Source organism: Nocardia sp. NPDC003726 (genome assembly GCF_053586955.1).
Genome location: NZ_JBSFNF010000026.1, coordinates 84,274 through 100,252, shown reverse-complemented (window position 1 = coordinate 100,252; position 15,979 = coordinate 84,274). Strand labels below are relative to the sequence as shown.

At 67.1% G+C, this 15,979-nt stretch carries 17 protein-coding genes; all 17 read right to left on the bottom strand.

Annotated features, from left to right (window positions below; genetic code table 11):
• Nucleotides 1-458: 458 nt before the first annotated feature.
• The 17 genes from murA to rpmE all read right to left on the bottom strand — a co-directional run bounded on the left by murA (nucleotide 459) and on the right by rpmE (nucleotide 15,838).
• A complete protein-coding gene (gene murA / locus ACWDMM_RS27865; protein WP_067811483.1) occupies nucleotides 459-1,718 on the bottom strand; it encodes a UDP-N-acetylglucosamine 1-carboxyvinyltransferase in 1,260 nt (419 codons plus the stop codon).
• Nucleotides 1,719-1,923: 205 nt separating this feature from the next.
• A complete protein-coding gene (locus ACWDMM_RS27860; RefSeq protein WP_195080609.1) occupies nucleotides 1,924-2,505 on the bottom strand; it encodes a cob(I)yrinic acid a,c-diamide adenosyltransferase in 582 nt (193 codons plus the stop codon).
• Nucleotides 2,506-2,562: 57 nt separating this feature from the next.
• Nucleotides 2,563-2,985, bottom strand: a complete 423-nt coding sequence (locus ACWDMM_RS27855) for a DUF2550 domain-containing protein (protein WP_067811477.1) — start codon at nucleotides 2,983-2,985, stop codon at nucleotides 2,563-2,565.
• 253 nt (nucleotides 2,986-3,238) lie between these two features.
• Nucleotides 3,239-3,616, bottom strand: coding sequence for a F0F1 ATP synthase subunit epsilon (locus ACWDMM_RS27850; protein WP_159839198.1), 378 nt, complete (start codon nucleotides 3,614-3,616; stop codon nucleotides 3,239-3,241).
• 6 nt (nucleotides 3,617-3,622) lie between these two features.
• The gene (gene atpD, locus ACWDMM_RS27845; protein WP_067811471.1) at nucleotides 3,623-5,071 is read right to left on the bottom strand and encodes a F0F1 ATP synthase subunit beta; all 1,449 of its coding nucleotides are present in this window, start codon (nucleotides 5,069-5,071) and stop codon (nucleotides 3,623-3,625) included.
• A 51-nt stretch (nucleotides 5,072-5,122) separates the two neighbouring features.
• On the bottom strand, nucleotides 5,123-6,094 hold the full coding sequence (locus ACWDMM_RS27840) for a F0F1 ATP synthase subunit gamma (protein WP_067811469.1): 972 nt from the start codon (nucleotides 6,092-6,094) through the stop codon (nucleotides 5,123-5,125).
• A 126-nt stretch (nucleotides 6,095-6,220) separates the two neighbouring features.
• On the bottom strand, nucleotides 6,221-7,858 hold the full coding sequence (gene atpA, locus ACWDMM_RS27835; RefSeq protein ID WP_067811466.1) for a F0F1 ATP synthase subunit alpha: 1,638 nt from the start codon (nucleotides 7,856-7,858) through the stop codon (nucleotides 6,221-6,223).
• A gap of 54 nt (nucleotides 7,859-7,912) precedes the next feature.
• Complete coding sequence (locus ACWDMM_RS27830) at nucleotides 7,913-8,722, bottom strand: F0F1 ATP synthase subunit delta (protein WP_195080608.1); 810 nt, start codon at nucleotides 8,720-8,722, stop codon at nucleotides 7,913-7,915.
• Nucleotides 8,723-8,741: 19 nt separating this feature from the next.
• The gene (locus tag ACWDMM_RS27825) at nucleotides 8,742-9,302 is read right to left on the bottom strand and encodes a F0F1 ATP synthase subunit B (protein WP_067811460.1); all 561 of its coding nucleotides are present in this window, start codon (nucleotides 9,300-9,302) and stop codon (nucleotides 8,742-8,744) included.
• A 5-nt stretch (nucleotides 9,303-9,307) separates the two neighbouring features.
• Nucleotides 9,308-9,556, bottom strand: a complete 249-nt coding sequence (locus tag ACWDMM_RS27820; protein ID WP_039796339.1) for an ATP synthase F0 subunit C — start codon at nucleotides 9,554-9,556, stop codon at nucleotides 9,308-9,310.
• Between the two features lie 78 nt (nucleotides 9,557-9,634).
• Entirely contained in the window at nucleotides 9,635-10,462 is an 828-nt protein-coding gene (atpB, locus tag ACWDMM_RS27815; RefSeq protein ID WP_195080607.1) for a F0F1 ATP synthase subunit A, read from the bottom strand.
• A gap of 290 nt (nucleotides 10,463-10,752) precedes the next feature.
• Nucleotides 10,753-11,208 (bottom strand): hypothetical protein, encoded by a 456-nt coding sequence (locus tag ACWDMM_RS27810; RefSeq protein WP_195080606.1) that lies wholly within the window; start codon nucleotides 11,206-11,208, stop codon nucleotides 10,753-10,755.
• 11 nt (nucleotides 11,209-11,219) lie between these two features.
• A complete protein-coding gene (locus ACWDMM_RS27805; RefSeq protein ID WP_195080605.1) occupies nucleotides 11,220-12,377 on the bottom strand; it encodes a glycosyltransferase family 4 protein in 1,158 nt (385 codons plus the stop codon).
• On the bottom strand, nucleotides 12,374-13,042 hold the full coding sequence (locus tag ACWDMM_RS27800) for an L-threonylcarbamoyladenylate synthase (protein WP_195080651.1): 669 nt from the start codon (nucleotides 13,040-13,042) through the stop codon (nucleotides 12,374-12,376). The genes ACWDMM_RS27805 and ACWDMM_RS27800 overlap by 4 nt, the downstream gene beginning before the upstream one ends.
• 541 nt (nucleotides 13,043-13,583) lie before the next feature.
• A complete protein-coding gene (gene prmC / locus ACWDMM_RS27795; RefSeq protein WP_357103594.1) occupies nucleotides 13,584-14,459 on the bottom strand; it encodes a peptide chain release factor N(5)-glutamine methyltransferase in 876 nt (291 codons plus the stop codon).
• Nucleotides 14,456-15,526 (bottom strand): peptide chain release factor 1, encoded by a 1,071-nt coding sequence (gene prfA / locus ACWDMM_RS27790; RefSeq protein ID WP_195080603.1) that lies wholly within the window; start codon nucleotides 15,524-15,526, stop codon nucleotides 14,456-14,458. Before prfA ends, prmC begins: the two co-directional genes overlap by 4 nt.
• Nucleotides 15,527-15,607: 81 nt before the next feature.
• Complete coding sequence (gene rpmE / locus ACWDMM_RS27785; protein WP_011207583.1) at nucleotides 15,608-15,838, bottom strand: 50S ribosomal protein L31; 231 nt, start codon at nucleotides 15,836-15,838, stop codon at nucleotides 15,608-15,610.
• Between the last annotated feature and the right edge of the window lie 141 nt (nucleotides 15,839-15,979).

Here is a 15,979-nt window from a genome sequence, read left to right as displayed (position 1 = left end):
AGTCCGAAAACCCAGCAAAACAATCGCCAGCCGGAAATTAGCTGACTAAAAATGTCCGACCCTCCACACGGGGGTATGAAGAGCCGAAACCAAAATAATTGGCACTGACATTCATCGACACACTATTGAGTTCTCAAAGAACACACGCACACACCATCGTTCGGTTTGAACCGATTGATCGGTGAAGCAACTTTTCCAGCTTAGCTCAGCCGTGAACCCAGTTGCAAACTGGGACCTCGTTCGAGCTAGTGTGATCGTCAGGCGCTCCTCGTCCTACCTCGTTTCCCTGGCCTCTCGCTCAGCGTTTCCGCTCAGCTCCTGGGCCCCGGGTCGGTGTCCGTGTCGCTCTGACTTGGAATAAGTTACGTGTCTGCGTGCACCATGTCAAATCCCCTGGTCAGCACGCGTTTTGCGGAACACTTTCGGTAACTCGCCCACTGACCCGAACGCCGCGGCGCTCAATCCGTGACGCCGACCCGCGTGACATCGCCACCGAGCGCCTGCAGCTGCTCGACGAAATTCGGATATCCGCGGTCGATGTGGAAGACGTCGTGCACTTCGGTGGTCCCGTCGGCCACCAAGCCCGCGAGGACCAAACCCGCGCCGGCCCGGATGTCCGACGACCACACCGGCGCACTCGACAACCGCGGGATCCCGCGCACCACCGCGTGGTGCCCATCGGTGCGCGCGTCGGCGCCGAGCCGGATCATCTCCTCCACGAACCGGAAGCGCGCCTCGAAGATGTTCTCGGTGATCATCGAGGTGCCGTCCGCGATGGACGCGAGCCCGATGGCCATCGGCTGCAGGTCGGTGGGGAAACCGGGGAACGGCAGGGTGGAGAAGTTGACCGCGCGCGGACGCTCGGCCTGGACCACCCGGAAGCCGTCCTGCTCGAAAGAGATGCGTGCCCCCGCTGACCGCAGCTTGTCCAGCACCAGCGAGAGGTGCTTGGGGTTCACGCCGGTGACCCGGATGTCGCCGAGGGTCATCGCGGCGGCGATGCCCCAGGTCGCGGCGACGATGCGGTCTCCGATCACGCGGTGCGTGGTCGGGTGGAGACGTTCGACCCCCTGAATGGTGAGCACCGAAGTTCCCGCGCCGCTGATCCGCGCGCCCATCTGCACGAGCATGTTGCACAGATCGACGATGTCGGGCTCGCGCGCCGCGTTGTCGATCACCGTCTCGCCCTCGGCGAGCACCGCCGCCATGAGGATGTTCTCGGTCGCGCCGACCGAGGGGAAGTCCAGGCGGATCCGAGCGCCCTGCAACTCGTCGGCCTTGGCCACCACACAGCCGTGTTCGATCTCGCTGGTCGCGCCGAGCAGGCGCAGACCGGCCTGATGCATGTCCAGGGGGCGGGAGCCGATGGCGTCACCGCCGGGCAGCGCGACGACGGCGCGCTTGCACCGCGCCATCAGCGGACCGAGCACGCACACCGACGCGCGGAACTGGGTCACCGCGGGGAAGTCCGCGTGATACTTCGGTTCGGCGGGCGTGGTGATGCTGACCACGCCGCCGTCGATGGTCACGTCGCAGCCGAGTCCGCGCAGGACATCACCCATCAGCGGCACGTCGAGGATGTCCGGACAGTTCGTGATCGTGGTGGTGCCCTCGGCCAGCAACGCAGCGGCCATCAGTTTGAGGACGCTGTTCTTGGCGCCCCCCACCGTGACCTCACCGACGAGTCGATTTCCGCCGGTAACCAAAAACCGTTCCATGCCGCCTCTCCGCGTATTCGGCGCACTGTTGGTGCAAGGATAGTTGGGGCGGCGCACTACGGTGCCGCCTCTCCACGACTCCCCTCGCCTCCGGACGTTTTCGCCGTTGGAGCGAGTGCCGCGGGATGGGCGTACTGCGATCTGCGAGACCTTGGCTGGCCATACCCAGTGATCGTTCGGGTACTCGCCTGGCGGTGCTACGCGATCAGACGCCCGGCCGTTCTCCGCCGGGCTTCCACAGGATATCGCCGCCGGGATTGGCCACCCGGCTCAGGATGAACAGCAGGTCCGAGAGGCGATTGAGGTACTTGGCCGGCAACACGTTGGTGTCCTCCGGATGGGTCTCGATCGCCGCCCAGGCCGAGCGCTCCGCGCGGCGGGCGACCGTACGCGCGGTGTGCAGCAGCGCCGCCAGCGGCGTACCGCCGGGCAGGATGAACGAATCGAGCGCGGGCAGCCCGGAATTGAACTCGTCGCACCATGCTTCGAGCCGATCGATGTAGGGCTGGGTGACCCGCAGCGGCGGGTACTTCGGCTCCGCGACCACGGGGGTGGAGAGATCGGCCCCGGCATCGAACAGATCGTTCTGTATCTGCCGCAGCACCGCGAGCATCGTTTCGTCCGGGTGGCCGAGGGCGATCGCGACGCCGATGGCGGCGTTCGTCTCATCGCAGTCGGCGTAGGCGACCAAGCGTGGGTCGGTTTTCGCGACCCGGGAGAAGTCGCTCAATCCCGTGGTCCCGTCATCGCCGGTCCTGGTGTAGATCCGGGTCAAGTGCACGCTCACAGCACAACCCTAACGGGCGCGGCGGGCTCGGACTGCCGATGGCCGTCGGACCGGGGACTACAGGCCCGGCATCCGCCGGGTGCGATCGGAGGGGCGGGACTCCACCCAGGAGAGAAAAGCGGTCAAGGAGTCGCGGTCGAGGGCCAGCTCGAAGTCGCCCGCGCGGTCGGACACCGCGATCACGGCGATGTCGTCGGTCATGATGTCGTACTCGTCGCCGCGCGGACCGCGGCGATCGCCGATCTCGATGCCCTGCCGCTGAATAGTGGAGTCGGGGCCGAGTTTCAGGCTGGTGAGTTTGAAGAACACGAGACGATCCTCGTCGTAGCGGATCAGTCCGTGCCGCCACCCCTGACCGCCGCGAGCGGGGAGGACACGCAGAATCGCGGCGGTTCCGCCGCGCCGCAGCATGATCAGGCGGTAAGTCGAAGCGAGGGCGAGGAACACGAGCGTCAGCACCAGAATGATCAGGAGAACCATCCCGGTTTGCAATGCGTTCGTCCCTTCGCTCCGCCGCCGTGTGATCCACACGGTATTCCACTGGCGATGTTCACAAGCTTCTCGTGGTCAGCAGGCTTCCGCCGCCGAGCCGATGCGTACACCGCGTGCGGTCATTCAATCACGGCCCCGAGTTTACAAATGCCCCGGCCGTGTCCGACTCGCCTGAACGACGCTGTCGGCGGTGAAGAAGGCTTCACCGCCGACAGCGATCGTTCTCGATAACAGGTTGTGGTCAGGCGTTCGCGGTCTGCTCGACCGCGCGCACCCGAGCCTGCGCGGCCCGCTGCTGCTCCTCGCTGGCGTCGGAGTCGGCCAGCACCCGGCGGGCCTCCTCGACGTCCACCTCGTCGGCGAATTCCGCCGACTCGGCGAGCACCCGAACCGAGTTCGCGGTCACCGAGAAGAAGCCGCCGTGCACGGCGGCGACGACCCGCTGACCATCGGTGTCCACGATCGTTACGGTGCCGCCCTCGACCAGCTGGCCGAGCAGCGGCTCATGGCCGGCCATGATGCCGATCTGGCCCTCGGTGGTCTGCGCGCTGACGAACGTCGCCTGGCCGGACCAGAGCAGGCGTTCGACCGCGACGAGATCGACTGACATTTCCGCCATCGGTGACTACTTTCCGAGGATCTTCTTGGCGGCCGCCTCGACGTCGTCGAGACCACCGCAGCTGTTGAAGGCCTGCTCCGGGTAGTTGTCGAACTCGCCCTTGCAGACCCGGTCGAAGTCGTCGATGGTCTGCTCGAGCGGCACGACCGAACCCGGCTGACCGGTGAACTTCTCGGCCACGATGAAGTTCTGGCCGAGGAACTTCTCCAGACGACGGGCGCGGCCGACGAGCACCTTGTCCTCTTCGGACAGCTCGTCCATACCGAGGATGGCGATGATGTCCTGCAGCTCCTTGTACTTCTGCAGGATCCGCTTCACCTCGTTGGCCACCCGGAAGTGCCGGTCGCCGACGATCGAGGCCTCCAGGATGCGGGAGGTCGAGGTCAGCGGATCGACGGCCGGGTAGATGCCCTTCTGCGAGATCGGGCGGGAGAGCTCGGTCGTCGCGTCGAGGTGGGCGAAGGTGGTCGCCGGAGCCGGGTCGGTGTAGTCGTCGGCGGGCACGTAGATCGCCTGCAGCGACGTGATGGACCGACCACGGGTCGAGGTGATGCGCTCCTGCAGCTCACCCATCTCGTCGGCCAGCGTGGGCTGGTAACCGACGGCGGAGGGCATGCGGCCGAGCAGGGTCGAGACCTCGGAACCGGCCTGGGTGAACCGGAAGATGTTGTCGATGAACAGCAGCACGTCCTGGTGCTGCACGTCGCGGAAGTACTCGGCCATCGTCAGGGCCGAGAGGGCGACGCGCATACGGGTGCCCGGCGGCTCGTCCATCTGGCCGAAGACGAGGGCGGTGTCCTGGAGGACGCCCATCTCCTCCATCTCCAGGCGCAGGTCGGTGCCCTCACGGGTGCGCTCGCCGACGCCGGCGAACACCGAGGTGCCGGAGAACTCCCGCGCGATACGGGTGATCATCTCCTGGATCAGGACGGTCTTGCCGACGCCGGCGCCACCGAACAGACCGATCTTGCCACCCTTCACGTACGGGGTGAGCAGGTCGATGACCTTGATGCCCGTCTCCAGGATCTCGGTCTTGCCCTCGAGCTGGTCGAACGACGGCGGCTTGCGGTGGATGCCCCACTGCTCGCCATCGCGGCCGAGGCCGGGGGTGTCCAGGCAGTCGCCGAGCGCGTTGAAGACGTGGCCCTTGACCACGTCACCGACCGGCACCGAGATCGGCTTGCCGGTGTCGGTGACGGTGGCGCCGCGGACCAGGCCGTCGGTCGGCTGCATCGAGATGGTGCGCACGATGTTGTCGCCGAGGTGCTGGGCGACCTCGAGGGTCAGGGTCTTGGCCACCGAGGTCAGGGTGATCTCGGCGTGCAGAGCGTTGAACAGCTCGGGGATGGCTCCGCGCGGGAACTCGACGTCCACGACGGGGCCGATGACCCGGACGACGCGACCTGCGGCGCCGCCGGTCCGGCTCGTGTTGTCTTGAGTGACAGCTGCGGTCATTGGTGTTGGTTCTCTCCGTGTCGATGTGCGGCTCTCGGGAGCCGCAGGCGCTTAGTCGCGGTCCGAGCTCGACGCCAGCGCGTTCACGCCGCCGACGATTTCGCTGATTTCCTGCGTGATCTGGGCCTGACGCACCGAGTTCGCCTCGCGCTGGAGCACGCTCGCGAGCTCGTTGGCGTTGTCGGTGGCGGCCTTCATTGCGGTGCGCCGAGCCGCTGACTCGGATGCCGCTGCCTCGAGCAACGACGCGTAGATGCGCGTGTTGACGTACTTCGGCAGCAGCGCCGCCAGCAGCACATCGGCGTCGGGCTCGAATTCGTACTGCGCGTGGACGTCCGCGGTCGGGGAATCCGACACGATGTCCTCACCCAGGTCGAAGTTCTCGTCGACGTAGCTCACCTGGATCGGCGCCAAGCGGCGCACCTCAGGGGTCTGCGTCAGCATCGACACGAAGCGGGTGTACACGACGTGCAGCTCGTCGACACCGGCGATGTCACCCGTGCCGTTCGGAGCCGGCACGGCCCCGTCGGAGCCCGCCATGAAGGCATCGACCAGGTGGTGGCAGGCCGACGAAGCATCGGTGTACTTCGGCTGCTGCGAGAACCCGGTCCACGCCGACACGTACGGACGGTTGCGGAAGGCGTAATACGTCAGGCCCTTGTTGCCCATGACGTAGAGCACCGGTTCCTTGCCCTCGTCGCGCAGGGTGGTCATCAGCTCTTCGGCGCGCTTGAGCACGTTCGAGTTGTAGCCACCGCACATGCCGCTGTCACTGGTGATCACCAGCACGGCTGCCCGGCGCGGGTTGGGACGCTCGGTCAGCAGCGGATGCGACAGGTTCTTCGACGCGCTCGCCAGCTCACTGAGGACCTTGGTGATCTCCTCCGCGTACGGCTTCGCGGCCGCGACCCTCGCCTGGGCCTTGGAGATGCGCGAGGTCGCGATCAGCTCCTGGGCCTTGGTGATCTTCTTGATCGAATTCACACCACGAATGCGGGAGCGCAATTCACGCAAACTTGCCATCAGCGGTTCACACTCCCTTCATTCGCTGCGTGGGATGGGCGGCGTCCGCCGGGCAGGAAGTGGTCGCTTCCACTTCCCTGCCCGTCGCGTCCGCCGCGGATCGAATAGCGCATTTGCCGGCTCGCGTTACTTCTCGACGTGCTTGCGGGTCACCGACAGCGACTCGACCTCTTCGTGGTCGAGCTGACCCGCCTCGGCCTCGTTCACCACGGGGGTGCCGTCGGAGGTGAGGAAGGTGCCGAGGAACTTCTTGGTCGCCGCCTCGACCTGCTCGGCCGCCTCGCCGTCGAGCACCTTGCCGCCCTCGATCGCCTTGAACGCGTCGGCGGCGCTGCGGTGCAGATCCTCGAGCAGTTCGGCGTTGAAGCGGCGGATGTCGGCGACCGGGATCGAGTCGAAGTGGCCGCGGTCGACCAGGTAGATCGAGATGATCTGGTCCTCGACCGGCACCGGCGAGTACTGGTCCTGCTTGAGCAGCTCGACCCAGCGGGCGCCGCGCTCGAGCTGAGCCAGCGAGGCCGCGTCCAGGTCGGAGGCGAAGGCGGAGAACGCCTCCAGCTCGCGGTACTGCGCCAGCTCGAGGCGCAGCGAACCGGCGACCTTCTTCATGCCCTTGGTCTGGGCGGCGCCACCGACGCGGGAGACCGAGGTACCGACGTTGATCGCCGGGCGGACGCCCTTGTTGAACAGGTCGGACTCGAGGAACACCTGGCCGTCGGTGATGGAGATCACGTTGGTCGGGATGAACGCCGAGATGTCGTTGGCCTTGGTCTCGATGATCGGCAGACCGGTCATCGAGCCGCCGCCCAGCTCGTCGGACAGCTTCGCGCAGCGCTCCAGCAGACGGGAGTGCAGGTAGAAGACGTCACCGGGGTAGGCCTCGCGGCCCGGCGGACGACGCAGCAGCAGCGAGATGGCGCGGTAGGCCTCGGCCTGCTTGGTCAGGTCGTCGAACACGATGAGCACGTGCTTGCCCTGGTACATCCAGTGCTGGCCGATGGCCGAACCGGTGTAGGGGGCCAGCCACTTGAAGCCGGCGGAGTCGGAGGCCGGGGCGGCGACGATGGTGGTGTACTCCAGCGCGCCGTGCTGCTCCAGCGCGGCCTTCACGCCCGCGATGGTGGAGCCCTTCTGGCCGATGGCGACGTAGATGCAGCGGACCTGCTTGGTCGGGTCGCCGGTCTCCCAGTTGGCCTTCTGGTTCAGGATCGCGTCGATGCAGACCGCGGTCTTGCCGGTCTTGCGGTCGCCGATGATCAGCTGACGCTGGCCGCGGCCGATGGCGGTCAGCGCGTCGATCGCGGTGATGCCGGTGGCCAGCGGCTCCTCGACCGGCTGGCGCTCCAGCACGGTCGCGGCCTGCAGCTCGAGCACGCGCTGTTCCTCGGACTCGATCTCGCCGAGGCCGTCGATCGGCTGGCCCAGCGGGTTCACCACGCGGCCGAGGAACTTGTCGCCGACCGGAACCGAGAGCACGTCACCGGTCCTGCGGACCTCCTGGCCCTCCTCGATCTCGGCGAACTCGCCGAGGATGACCGCACCGATCTCACGGTCCTCGAGGTTCAGCGCGACGCCGAGCACGCCGCCCGGGAACTCGAGCAGCTCGTTGGCCATCGCCGAAGGCAGGCCGCTGACGTGCGCGATGCCGTCACTGGTGTCGGTGACCACACCGACTTCTTCGATGGAGGTCTCGGGGGTGTAGCTCTTGGTGTAGCTCTCGATCGCGCTACGGATCTCGTCGGAGGAGATCGTCAGCTCCGCCATGTTCTTCCTGCTCTCGCTGTCTGGGTCTGGAATGTCGGGGGTGGTGGAAGCGCGCTAGGTCAGGGCCCTGCGCATCTTCTCCAGTCGGCCGATGGCGCTGCCGTCGATCACGTCGTCACCGACGCGCACCACGACTCCGCTCAGCAAACTCGGGTCGACCTGGATGTGCACCGTGGTCGCCTTGCCGTAGATGCGCCGCAGCGAGGCGGCCAGCCGGTCGCGCTGCTGCTCGGTGAGCCCGATCGCGGCGCGCACGTGCGCGACGATCTGATCGCGGCGCGCCGCCGCGAGGTCGGACAGCTCGTCGAAGGCGGCGCTGATGCCCGACCGCTGCCTGGTCACCACCTGCTCCGCCAGGGTCAGGGTGATGGGCTCCGTCTTGCCCGCGAGCAGCCGTTGGACCAGCTCGCCCTTGGCCGAAGCCGGCTGCGACCGGTCCGAGAGCGCCTGCTCCAACTCGGGATTGTCGCTGATGATCCGGCCGAGCCGGAACAGCTCGTCCTCGACCGCTTCGATCCGGCCGCGCTGGGCCGCCGACTCCAGCAACGCCTCCTGGCCGAGCAACACCAAGGTGTCCACCAGGTCGGAGGTGCGCGACCAGTTCTCGGCCACCGCGGTGGTCAGCACTGCCAGCGTGGCAGCGCTGACCTTGCCGCCGAAAACCCGCTCGCTGAGTTCCGCGCGCACGGAACCCGGCACCGACACGTCCGCGAGCGCCACACGCAGCGAACGCTGGTCGTCCAGCACGGCGACAACGGCGAACAGTTCCGAGCCCGTCGTGGCCGCAGCACTGTCGCTTCCGGTCAGAGCGGCCCGAAGCGCCTCCCGAGACCGGGCACTGGCCTCGCGGCTCGCTGCGTACATGCTTCTCACTTTCGCGTCGTTACCTTCCGACCCCGATGCCTGCGTCGGTCTGGTCGAGCTCGTCGAGGAACCGGTCGATCGAGGCCGCCTGCTTGGCCTCGTCCGAAACCGACTGCCCGATGATCTTCTCGGCCAGGTCGACGGCCGTGCGGCCGACCTCGTGGCGCAGCTCCGTCAGGATCTGCTGGCGCTGTGCTTCCAGCTGGGTGTGACCCGCCGCGATGATGCGGTCGGCCTCGGCCTGGGCCTCCGAGCGCATCTGCGCCAGGATCTCCTGGCCCTGGGTGCGCGCGTCCTCACGGATGCGCGCGGCCTCGAGCCGGGCGTCGGCCAGTTGCTGCTGGTACTGCTGCAGGGTGAGCTGAGCTTCTTCCTGCGCGGCTTCCGCGCGAGCGATGCCGCCTTCGATCTTCTCGGAACGCTCGTCGAGCGTCTTCATCAAGCGCGGGACCACGTACTTGTAGAACAGGGCCGCGATGATGACGACGCAGACGATCGACCAGACGATGTCGTACGTTTCGGGGACGAGAGGATTCACATCCTCTCCCTCCGCCGCCGCGAGCAAAACTGACTCGTACATCGGAATCAGAAAATGAAGCCGGCGACGAGACCGATGAGGGCGAGGGCCTCGGTGAACGCGATACCGAGGAACATGTTGGTGCGGATCGTGCCCTGCAGCTCGGGCTGACGCGCGATGCCCTCGATCGCCTTACCGACGACGATGCCGACGCCGATGCCGGGGCCGATCGCGGCGAGACCGTAGCCGACGGCGCCCAGGCCCTTGAAGGTGCTCTCGTTGGTGGCGGCTTCCTGGGCCAGGTAAGCGAGGCTCATGAGTCTTCCATTCCCTTTCTGTTGCTCACCCGCCGGTCGGCGTGGTGTAGCAGGTTTCCGGTAGTTGTGTCGGTCGGGTCAGTGATCGGCCGCGTGCTGTGCGAGTCCGATGTATACGGCGGTCAGCAGCGCAAACACGTAAGCCTGCAGGAAGATGACCAACAGCTCGAAGAGCGTGAATCCGAGTCCGGCCAGCAGCGAGAACGGCGAGAACACCTTCATCCACGCGGTGGCGTCGAACAGGAAGAACCAGGTCGCGCTGAAGAACAGCACCAGCATGATGTGGCCGGCCAGCATGTTCGCCATGAGTCGGACGGTCAGCGTGAACGGGCGCAGGATGAAGGTCGAGACGAACTCGATCGGAATCAGCAGCACGTGCAGCGCGGGGGGAACGTTCGGAACGACGATGCTGCTGCGCATGTAGTTGAAGAAGCCGTACTTCCTGATACCGACGTAGTTGAACGCCAGGTACGCGATGACGGCCAGCACCAGCGGCATGCCGATTCGGGCGTTCGACGAGATGTTCAACCCCGGAACGACACCCGAGAAGTTCAGAAAGAGGACCGTGAAGAAGATCGTCGCGATCAGCGGGAAGAACTTCCGTCCCGTTTCCTTGCCGAGAACCTCGTCGCAGATCTGCTCCTTGACGAAGACCAGGCCGATTTCGGCGACATTCTGCAGGCCGCGCGGAACGATCCGGGGCGAGCGGAATGCCAGCACCATCACGACCACGAGAACGGCCGTCATCAGAATGCGGATCAGCATCAATCGATCGAGTTCGAACGGCGTTCCCTCGAACAGCACAGCTGGAGGGAAGAAGTCGGTAAGCGACGGCGCGTGGAACTCGGCCGCCAGAGTGGTGACGCTCAGCGTTCTCTCCCGTGTTCGGGCCGCGGGTACGGTCATTCCCGCGGTTCGATCGGACATTGACGATCAATTTGGGTCGACTCAGGTCGGCTCGAAGTTCGTCAGCAGCTGTGCGGTGGTTCGAAATCCACCAGGCGTCTGTACGTGTGTCGGCGACATTCGTCGACATGCAGAACCGGAACACCCCTCGGAGCCCGGCACGGCAGTAAGCATAGCGACCCATGCAGGGGATCTCGGCGGTGACCCCTCACTGATCCCCGACTTGGTCGCTTGCTTACCAACACTTTACCAAGTCATCTACGACAGCGTGTAGGGGGTGGGGGTTTTCGTTACTCCCGAGTACCGGACGCGGGTTCGGAGTCGGTCGTCGTGACGTACGGAACCCTCTGCCGCACAACGCCATAGGTCTCCGCGCCGAGCACGATGATCAAGGCGCCGACCACGGTGAAGAACAGGACGACGCGGTCGTAGAAGTCGAACCGCTGGAGGATCGCGACGACGATCAGCGCCACCAGGAGCTTGAGCACCCAGCTGACCAGCATGACCAGACCAGCGGTGCTCGGCGGCAGTTTCGCGCCGAACAGCACCACGGCCGCGGTGGTGAGGATGAAGCCACCGCCGATCGCGGCGCCGAGCACCGCGCCCCAGACGCCGGGGACACCCGAGACGGCCGCGCCGAGCGCGACCGACAGGACCACCAGCACGCCCAGGCCGATCAGTCCGTAACGCAGCGCGGAGCGCAGCGGCGCGTCGGGGCCGGGGACGGGTCTGGGTGTGAAGCTCACAGCCGCCGACTTTACCCGGACGCCGATCCGTCGCCCGCCGGGTCCCCACGCCGCAGCCCGGGAACGGCGGTGATCACCAACGCGAAAACCAGCCCGCCCGCCATCAGCAATACGACCAGCCTGCGATCCATCAGCGAGGTGCCGACCGCGCCGAAGGCGAGCACGCCGACCCACAAATAGATCAGCAACACCACGCGCCGATGGGAATGACCGATCTGCAGCAAGCGATGATGCAGGTGCATTTTGTCCGGCGTCGAGAAACTCACGCCGGCGCGCACCCGGCGCACAATGGCGAGCAACAGGTCGAGCACCGGAATGAACATCACCGCGCCGACCAGCAACAGCGGAGAAAGCAGACCGACGATGTCGCGCGGGCCGTATCCCTGCAGCGGGATTCGCCCCGAGGCGCCGGTCGAGACCGCGGCCAGCATCAATCCGATGAGCATCGAGCCGGAGTCGCCCATGAAAATGCGGGCGGGCTGGAAATTGTGCGGCAGGAATCCCAGGCAGCCACCCGCGAGCGCCGCGGCGAGCAGCGCGGGCGGATAGGTGTCGACCGAGCCGCCCTGCTCGTTCATCAGACCGAGGCAGAACACGAAGACCGCCAGCGCGGCGATCAGTCCCAAACCCGCCGCCAAGCCGTCCAGACCGTCGACGAAGTTCATGGCGTTGACCAGGGTGACGGTGACCGCGACCGTGACCAGACCGCCCTGCAGTCCGTCCAGCACCACCGTGGTGTTGCTGAACGGGTTGTAGATGACGTACCAGCCAAGGCCCATGACGGCCATCACGCCCGCCGCCGTCACCTGACCCGCGAACTTCGTCAGCGCGTCGAGCCCCCAGCGGTCGTCGACGATGCCGACCAGCACGATGATCGTGGCGGCCACCAGCACGGCGATCGGGATATTGGGTTTGTAGTCGAAGCCGCTGCGCAGCGCGGGCAGCTGGTGGGCGAACAGCACCGCGGCGACCACGCCGATGTACATGCCGACGCCGCCCATCCGCGGAATCGGTTTGACGTGCACGTCGCGGTCACGCGGCACGGCCACCGCGCCGAAGCCGATCGCGAGCACCCGCACCCCACCGGTGGCCAGGAACGTCACCACCGCGGAGATGAGCAGCACGACGAGCAGCTCCCGGAGCGGGACGACGGCGCTCGAACCCATCATCCGAGCTGGGCGGCGCCGCTGAGCGCTTCCGGCGACATGCCGAGCACCTCGGCGATGTCGGCGACGGGCACCGCGCCCACGCGCAGGATCCGCGGCTGGTCGGCGGTCAGGTCCACGATGGTCGAGGCGACCGCGTGTTCGGCAGGGCCGCCGTCGAGATACACCCCCACCAGGTCGCCGAGCTGCTCGCGGGCCTCGGCGGCGGTCTTCGCGGGCGGTTGCCCCGACACGTTGGCGCTGGACACCGCCAGCGGACCGACCTCACGCAACAGTTCGAGCGCGACCGGGTGCAGCGGCATCCGCAGCATCACCGTCCCGCGGGTGTCGCCGAGATCCCAGGCGAGCGAAGGCGCTTGCTGCACAACCAGACTCAGACCGCCGGGCCAGAACGCCCGGATCAGCTCGCGCGCCTGCGGGCGCACCGAGAACACCAAGCCGTCGATGGTGTGCCAGGAACCGACGAGCACCGGGACCGGCATGTCCCTGCCGCGGCGCTTGGCCGCGAGCAGCGAACTCACCGCGGCCGAATCGAACGCGTCGGCGCCGAGCCCGTACAGGGTGTCGGTGGGCAGCACGACCAGCCGTCCGGATTTCAGGGCGCTGGTGGCTGCGGACAGTCCGGCGGCGCGCGAGTCGGGATCCGCGCAGTCGTAGACGGTACTCACGGCAACCATCCTGGCATGCTGGGCCGCCTCTCCGAGAACTCAGGCCGTACTAGTGGGGTGAAACGAGAGTTGCGTTGAGGTCTTGCGCCGGGTGCCGAGCGAGTTCTGGGCGTGCCCGGCGAGTTACCCATGTGCGTACGAAATCTGTTGTCACGTGGGATGCGGCGGCTGCCGCCGCGCATCGGGAGCGTCCTCGACGCGACCTTTGCGGCTCGGAACCATGCCTGGATCCGTACTCCGCCGCACCGCACGCCATCGTCTCGCACCCCCGCCGTTGTTCGGTTGCGCGGTGCCGCGTGGAGGTCGCGCCGGTGACGCGTTTGTTCCTCGGCCCAGCGACCGGTCGCGAGACGTCCCGCGCCACCAGTTCATGCGAGGCCGCCTCGCAGTCGTGCAGGCGTCGTCGTGTTGCTTCATCCGGCGGTGCGGTCGTCAGAGGACGCGACCATCAGCGGAATGTGCTCGGTCGGCAGCACAGGCGCCGGGAAGGACCACACGGATTCGGTGCGCAACGGCGCGGGAGACCGTGCAGAGGACCTGCTCATGTGTGCGTTGCGGCGACGAAGCGGGGCTTGCCTGCCAGGTCGGGGTGTTCGACGACGTCGGTGAAGGCGCCGGTGGCGGTGAGGAGGGCGGCGACGCCGGAACCGTTGGTGTCGTCGTGTTCGATGGCGGTGGCTCCGCCGGGGCGCAGCAGTCTGGTGATGTTCGGAATCATGCCGCGGATGACCGATAGACCGTCGGCGCCGCCGAACAGGGCGATGGACGGATCGTGGTCGGCCACTTCGGGGTCGAGGGGAGCGCCTTCGGGGATGTAGGGCGGGTTGGACACCACGATGTCCACGCGGCCGTTCAGGTCGGTGAGCAGGGCGGGATCGGTGGCGTCGTCGGCGTAGAGAGTGATCGGGGTATCGCCCGCGGCGATCCGGTCGTCGGCGTTGCGCCGGGCCCAGACCTGCGCGGCGGGATCGAGTTCCACGGCGTGCACTTCGGCATCGGGGCGCGCGTGTGCGAGGGCCAGTGCCAGCGCGCCCGATCCGGTGCACAGGTCGACAACGATCGGCGCGTGATCGTGCGGCAGCGCCTCCAGCTGCGCCAGCGCCCACGCGTACAGCAACTCGGTCTCCGGGCGCGGTACGAAGACGCCGGGGCCGACCGCGAGGTCCAGCGCGCCCATCACGGCGGTGCCGGTCAAGTGCTGCAACGGGATTCGCTCGGCCCGGCGGGCGACCAGCTCCCGGTAGGCGGCCAGCTGGGCGGGCGAGACGAGCGGGGTCAGCATCAGCCTGGTCCGCTGCACGCCGAGGACGTGCGCAGCCAGATGCTCGGCGTCGGCCTGCGGGCTGTGCACCCCGGCGGTCCGCAACGTCTCGACGGCCTCGTTGATAGCGGGGCGCAGCGCTACTCGGGTGGTCATTCCGCGGCCATACGCGCTTCGCGATCCGCCTTCCCCAGAGCGTCCAGCAGGGCGTCGAGATCCCCGTCCAGCACGGCGTCGAGGTTGTGCGCCTTGAAGCCGATCCGATGGTCGGTGATCCGGTTCTCCGGGAAGTTGTAGGTGCGGATGCGCTCGGAGCGGTCCACCGTGCGGATCTGGCTGGCGCGGCCCGCCGCCGCCTCCTGATCGGCCTGCTCTTCCGCCAGCGCCTGCAGCCGCGCCGCGAGCACCTGCATGGCGCGCGCCTTGTTCTGCAGCTGGGAACGCTCGTTCTGGCAGGTGACCACGATGCCGGAGGGCAGATGGGTGATGCGTACCGCGGAATCGGTGGTGTTGACGCCCTGACCGCCCTTGCCGGAGGAGCGGTACACGTCGATGCGCAGATCGGTCTCGTCGATCTGCACCGCTTCGATCTCGTCGGGTTCCGGGTAGATCAGCACGCCCGCCGCCGAGGTGTGGATGCGGCCCTGCGATTCGGTCACCGGGACGCGCTGCACCCGGTGCACACCGCCCTCGAACTTGAATCGCGACCAGACACCGTCGCGCGCCGCGTCGCGGCTCTTGATCGACAGCGTCGCCTCTTTGTATCCGCCCAGGTCGGACAGGGCGACGTCGAGGATCTCGGCCTTCCAGCCGTGGCGCTCGGCATACCGCACGTACATGCGGGCCAGGTCGGCGGCGAACAGGGCGGACTCCTCGCCGCCCTCGCCGGACTTCACCTCGAGCACGACGTCGTCGCCGTCGTGCGGATCGCGCGGCGCCAACAGGTCGGCGAGGGCCTGTTCCAGTTCCTCGACCTGCCGTTCCAGATCCGGGACCTCCGCGGCGAACGCGGAGTCGTCGGCGGCGAGTTCCTTCGCGGCCGACAGGTCGTCGCGCGCGGTCTCGAGCTTGCGGTAGGTCGCCATGACCGGGGCCAGCTCGGCGAACCGCTTGCCGACCCTGCGCGCGGCGCCCGCATCGTTGTGCAGCGACGGATCGGCCAGCTGCGTCTCCAAGCCGGCGTACTCGGCCAGAATGTCGTCGATGGCGGACGGTTGCGTCACGGTGCTTCCTTCTCCTGGTAGCTGTCCAGACAAAACACCGACGCCCGGCCTGCGCAGCAGGACCGGGCGTCGGCGAGGAAGCTACTTGGCGTCGGCCTTCTTGCCTGCACGCTTGCCGTAGCGGGCCTCGAAGCGGGCCACGCGACCACCGGTGTCGAGGATCTTCTGCTTGCCGGTGTAGAACGGGTGGCACTGCGAGCAGACCTCGACGGTGATGTGTCCCGACTCCTTGGTGCTGCGAGTCTGGAAGGTGTTGCCGCAACCACAGACGACCGTGGTGTCGACATACGCCGGGTGAATTCCTGCCTTCATGGATGTCCTCTCGATTGTGGTCGCCGGGTCGCCCGCGCGAAAGCGCGCGAAGCGTGAACCGGAACCGACTAGGCGGGAGCTCTGCTCACCTGAGCAGACGCAACGACCGTTCAGTATGCCAGAACTGCCGTTACGCTCCCA

Excerpts from the sequence above, each read along its gene's own strand:
- murA (WP_067811483.1), bottom strand. The coding sequence starts at position 1,718 with ATGGAACGGTTTTTGGTTACCGGCGGAAATCGACTCGTCGGTGAGGTC.
- ACWDMM_RS27855 (WP_067811477.1), bottom strand. The coding sequence starts at position 2,985 with ATGGTTCTCCTGATCATTCTGGTGCTGACGCTCGTGTTCCTCGCCCTC.
- ACWDMM_RS27850 (WP_159839198.1), bottom strand. The coding sequence starts at position 3,616 with ATGGCGGAAATGTCAGTCGATCTCGTCGCGGTCGAACGCCTGCTCTGG.
- atpD (WP_067811471.1), bottom strand. The coding sequence starts at position 5,071 with ATGACCGCAGCTGTCACTCAAGACAACACGAGCCGGACCGGCGGCGCC.
- ACWDMM_RS27840 (WP_067811469.1), bottom strand. The coding sequence starts at position 6,094 with ATGGCAAGTTTGCGTGAATTGCGCTCCCGCATTCGTGGTGTGAATTCG.
- atpA (WP_067811466.1), bottom strand. The coding sequence starts at position 7,858 with ATGGCGGAGCTGACGATCTCCTCCGACGAGATCCGTAGCGCGATCGAG.
- ACWDMM_RS27830 (WP_195080608.1), bottom strand. The coding sequence starts at position 8,722 with ATGTACGCAGCGAGCCGCGAGGCCAGTGCCCGGTCTCGGGAGGCGCTT.
- ACWDMM_RS27825 (WP_067811460.1), bottom strand. The coding sequence starts at position 9,302 with ATGTACGAGTCAGTTTTGCTCGCGGCGGCGGAGGGAGAGGATGTGAAT.
- ACWDMM_RS27820 (WP_039796339.1), bottom strand. The coding sequence starts at position 9,556 with ATGAGCCTCGCTTACCTGGCCCAGGAAGCCGCCACCAACGAGAGCACC.
- atpB (WP_195080607.1), bottom strand. The coding sequence starts at position 10,462 with ATGACCGTACCCGCGGCCCGAACACGGGAGAGAACGCTGAGCGTCACC.
- ACWDMM_RS27805 (WP_195080605.1), bottom strand. The coding sequence starts at position 12,377 with ATGATGGGTTCGAGCGCCGTCGTCCCGCTCCGGGAGCTGCTCGTCGTG.
- prmC (WP_357103594.1), bottom strand. The coding sequence starts at position 14,459 with ATGACCACCCGAGTAGCGCTGCGCCCCGCTATCAACGAGGCCGTCGAG.
- rpmE (WP_011207583.1), bottom strand. The coding sequence starts at position 15,838 with ATGAAGGCAGGAATTCACCCGGCGTATGTCGACACCACGGTCGTCTGT.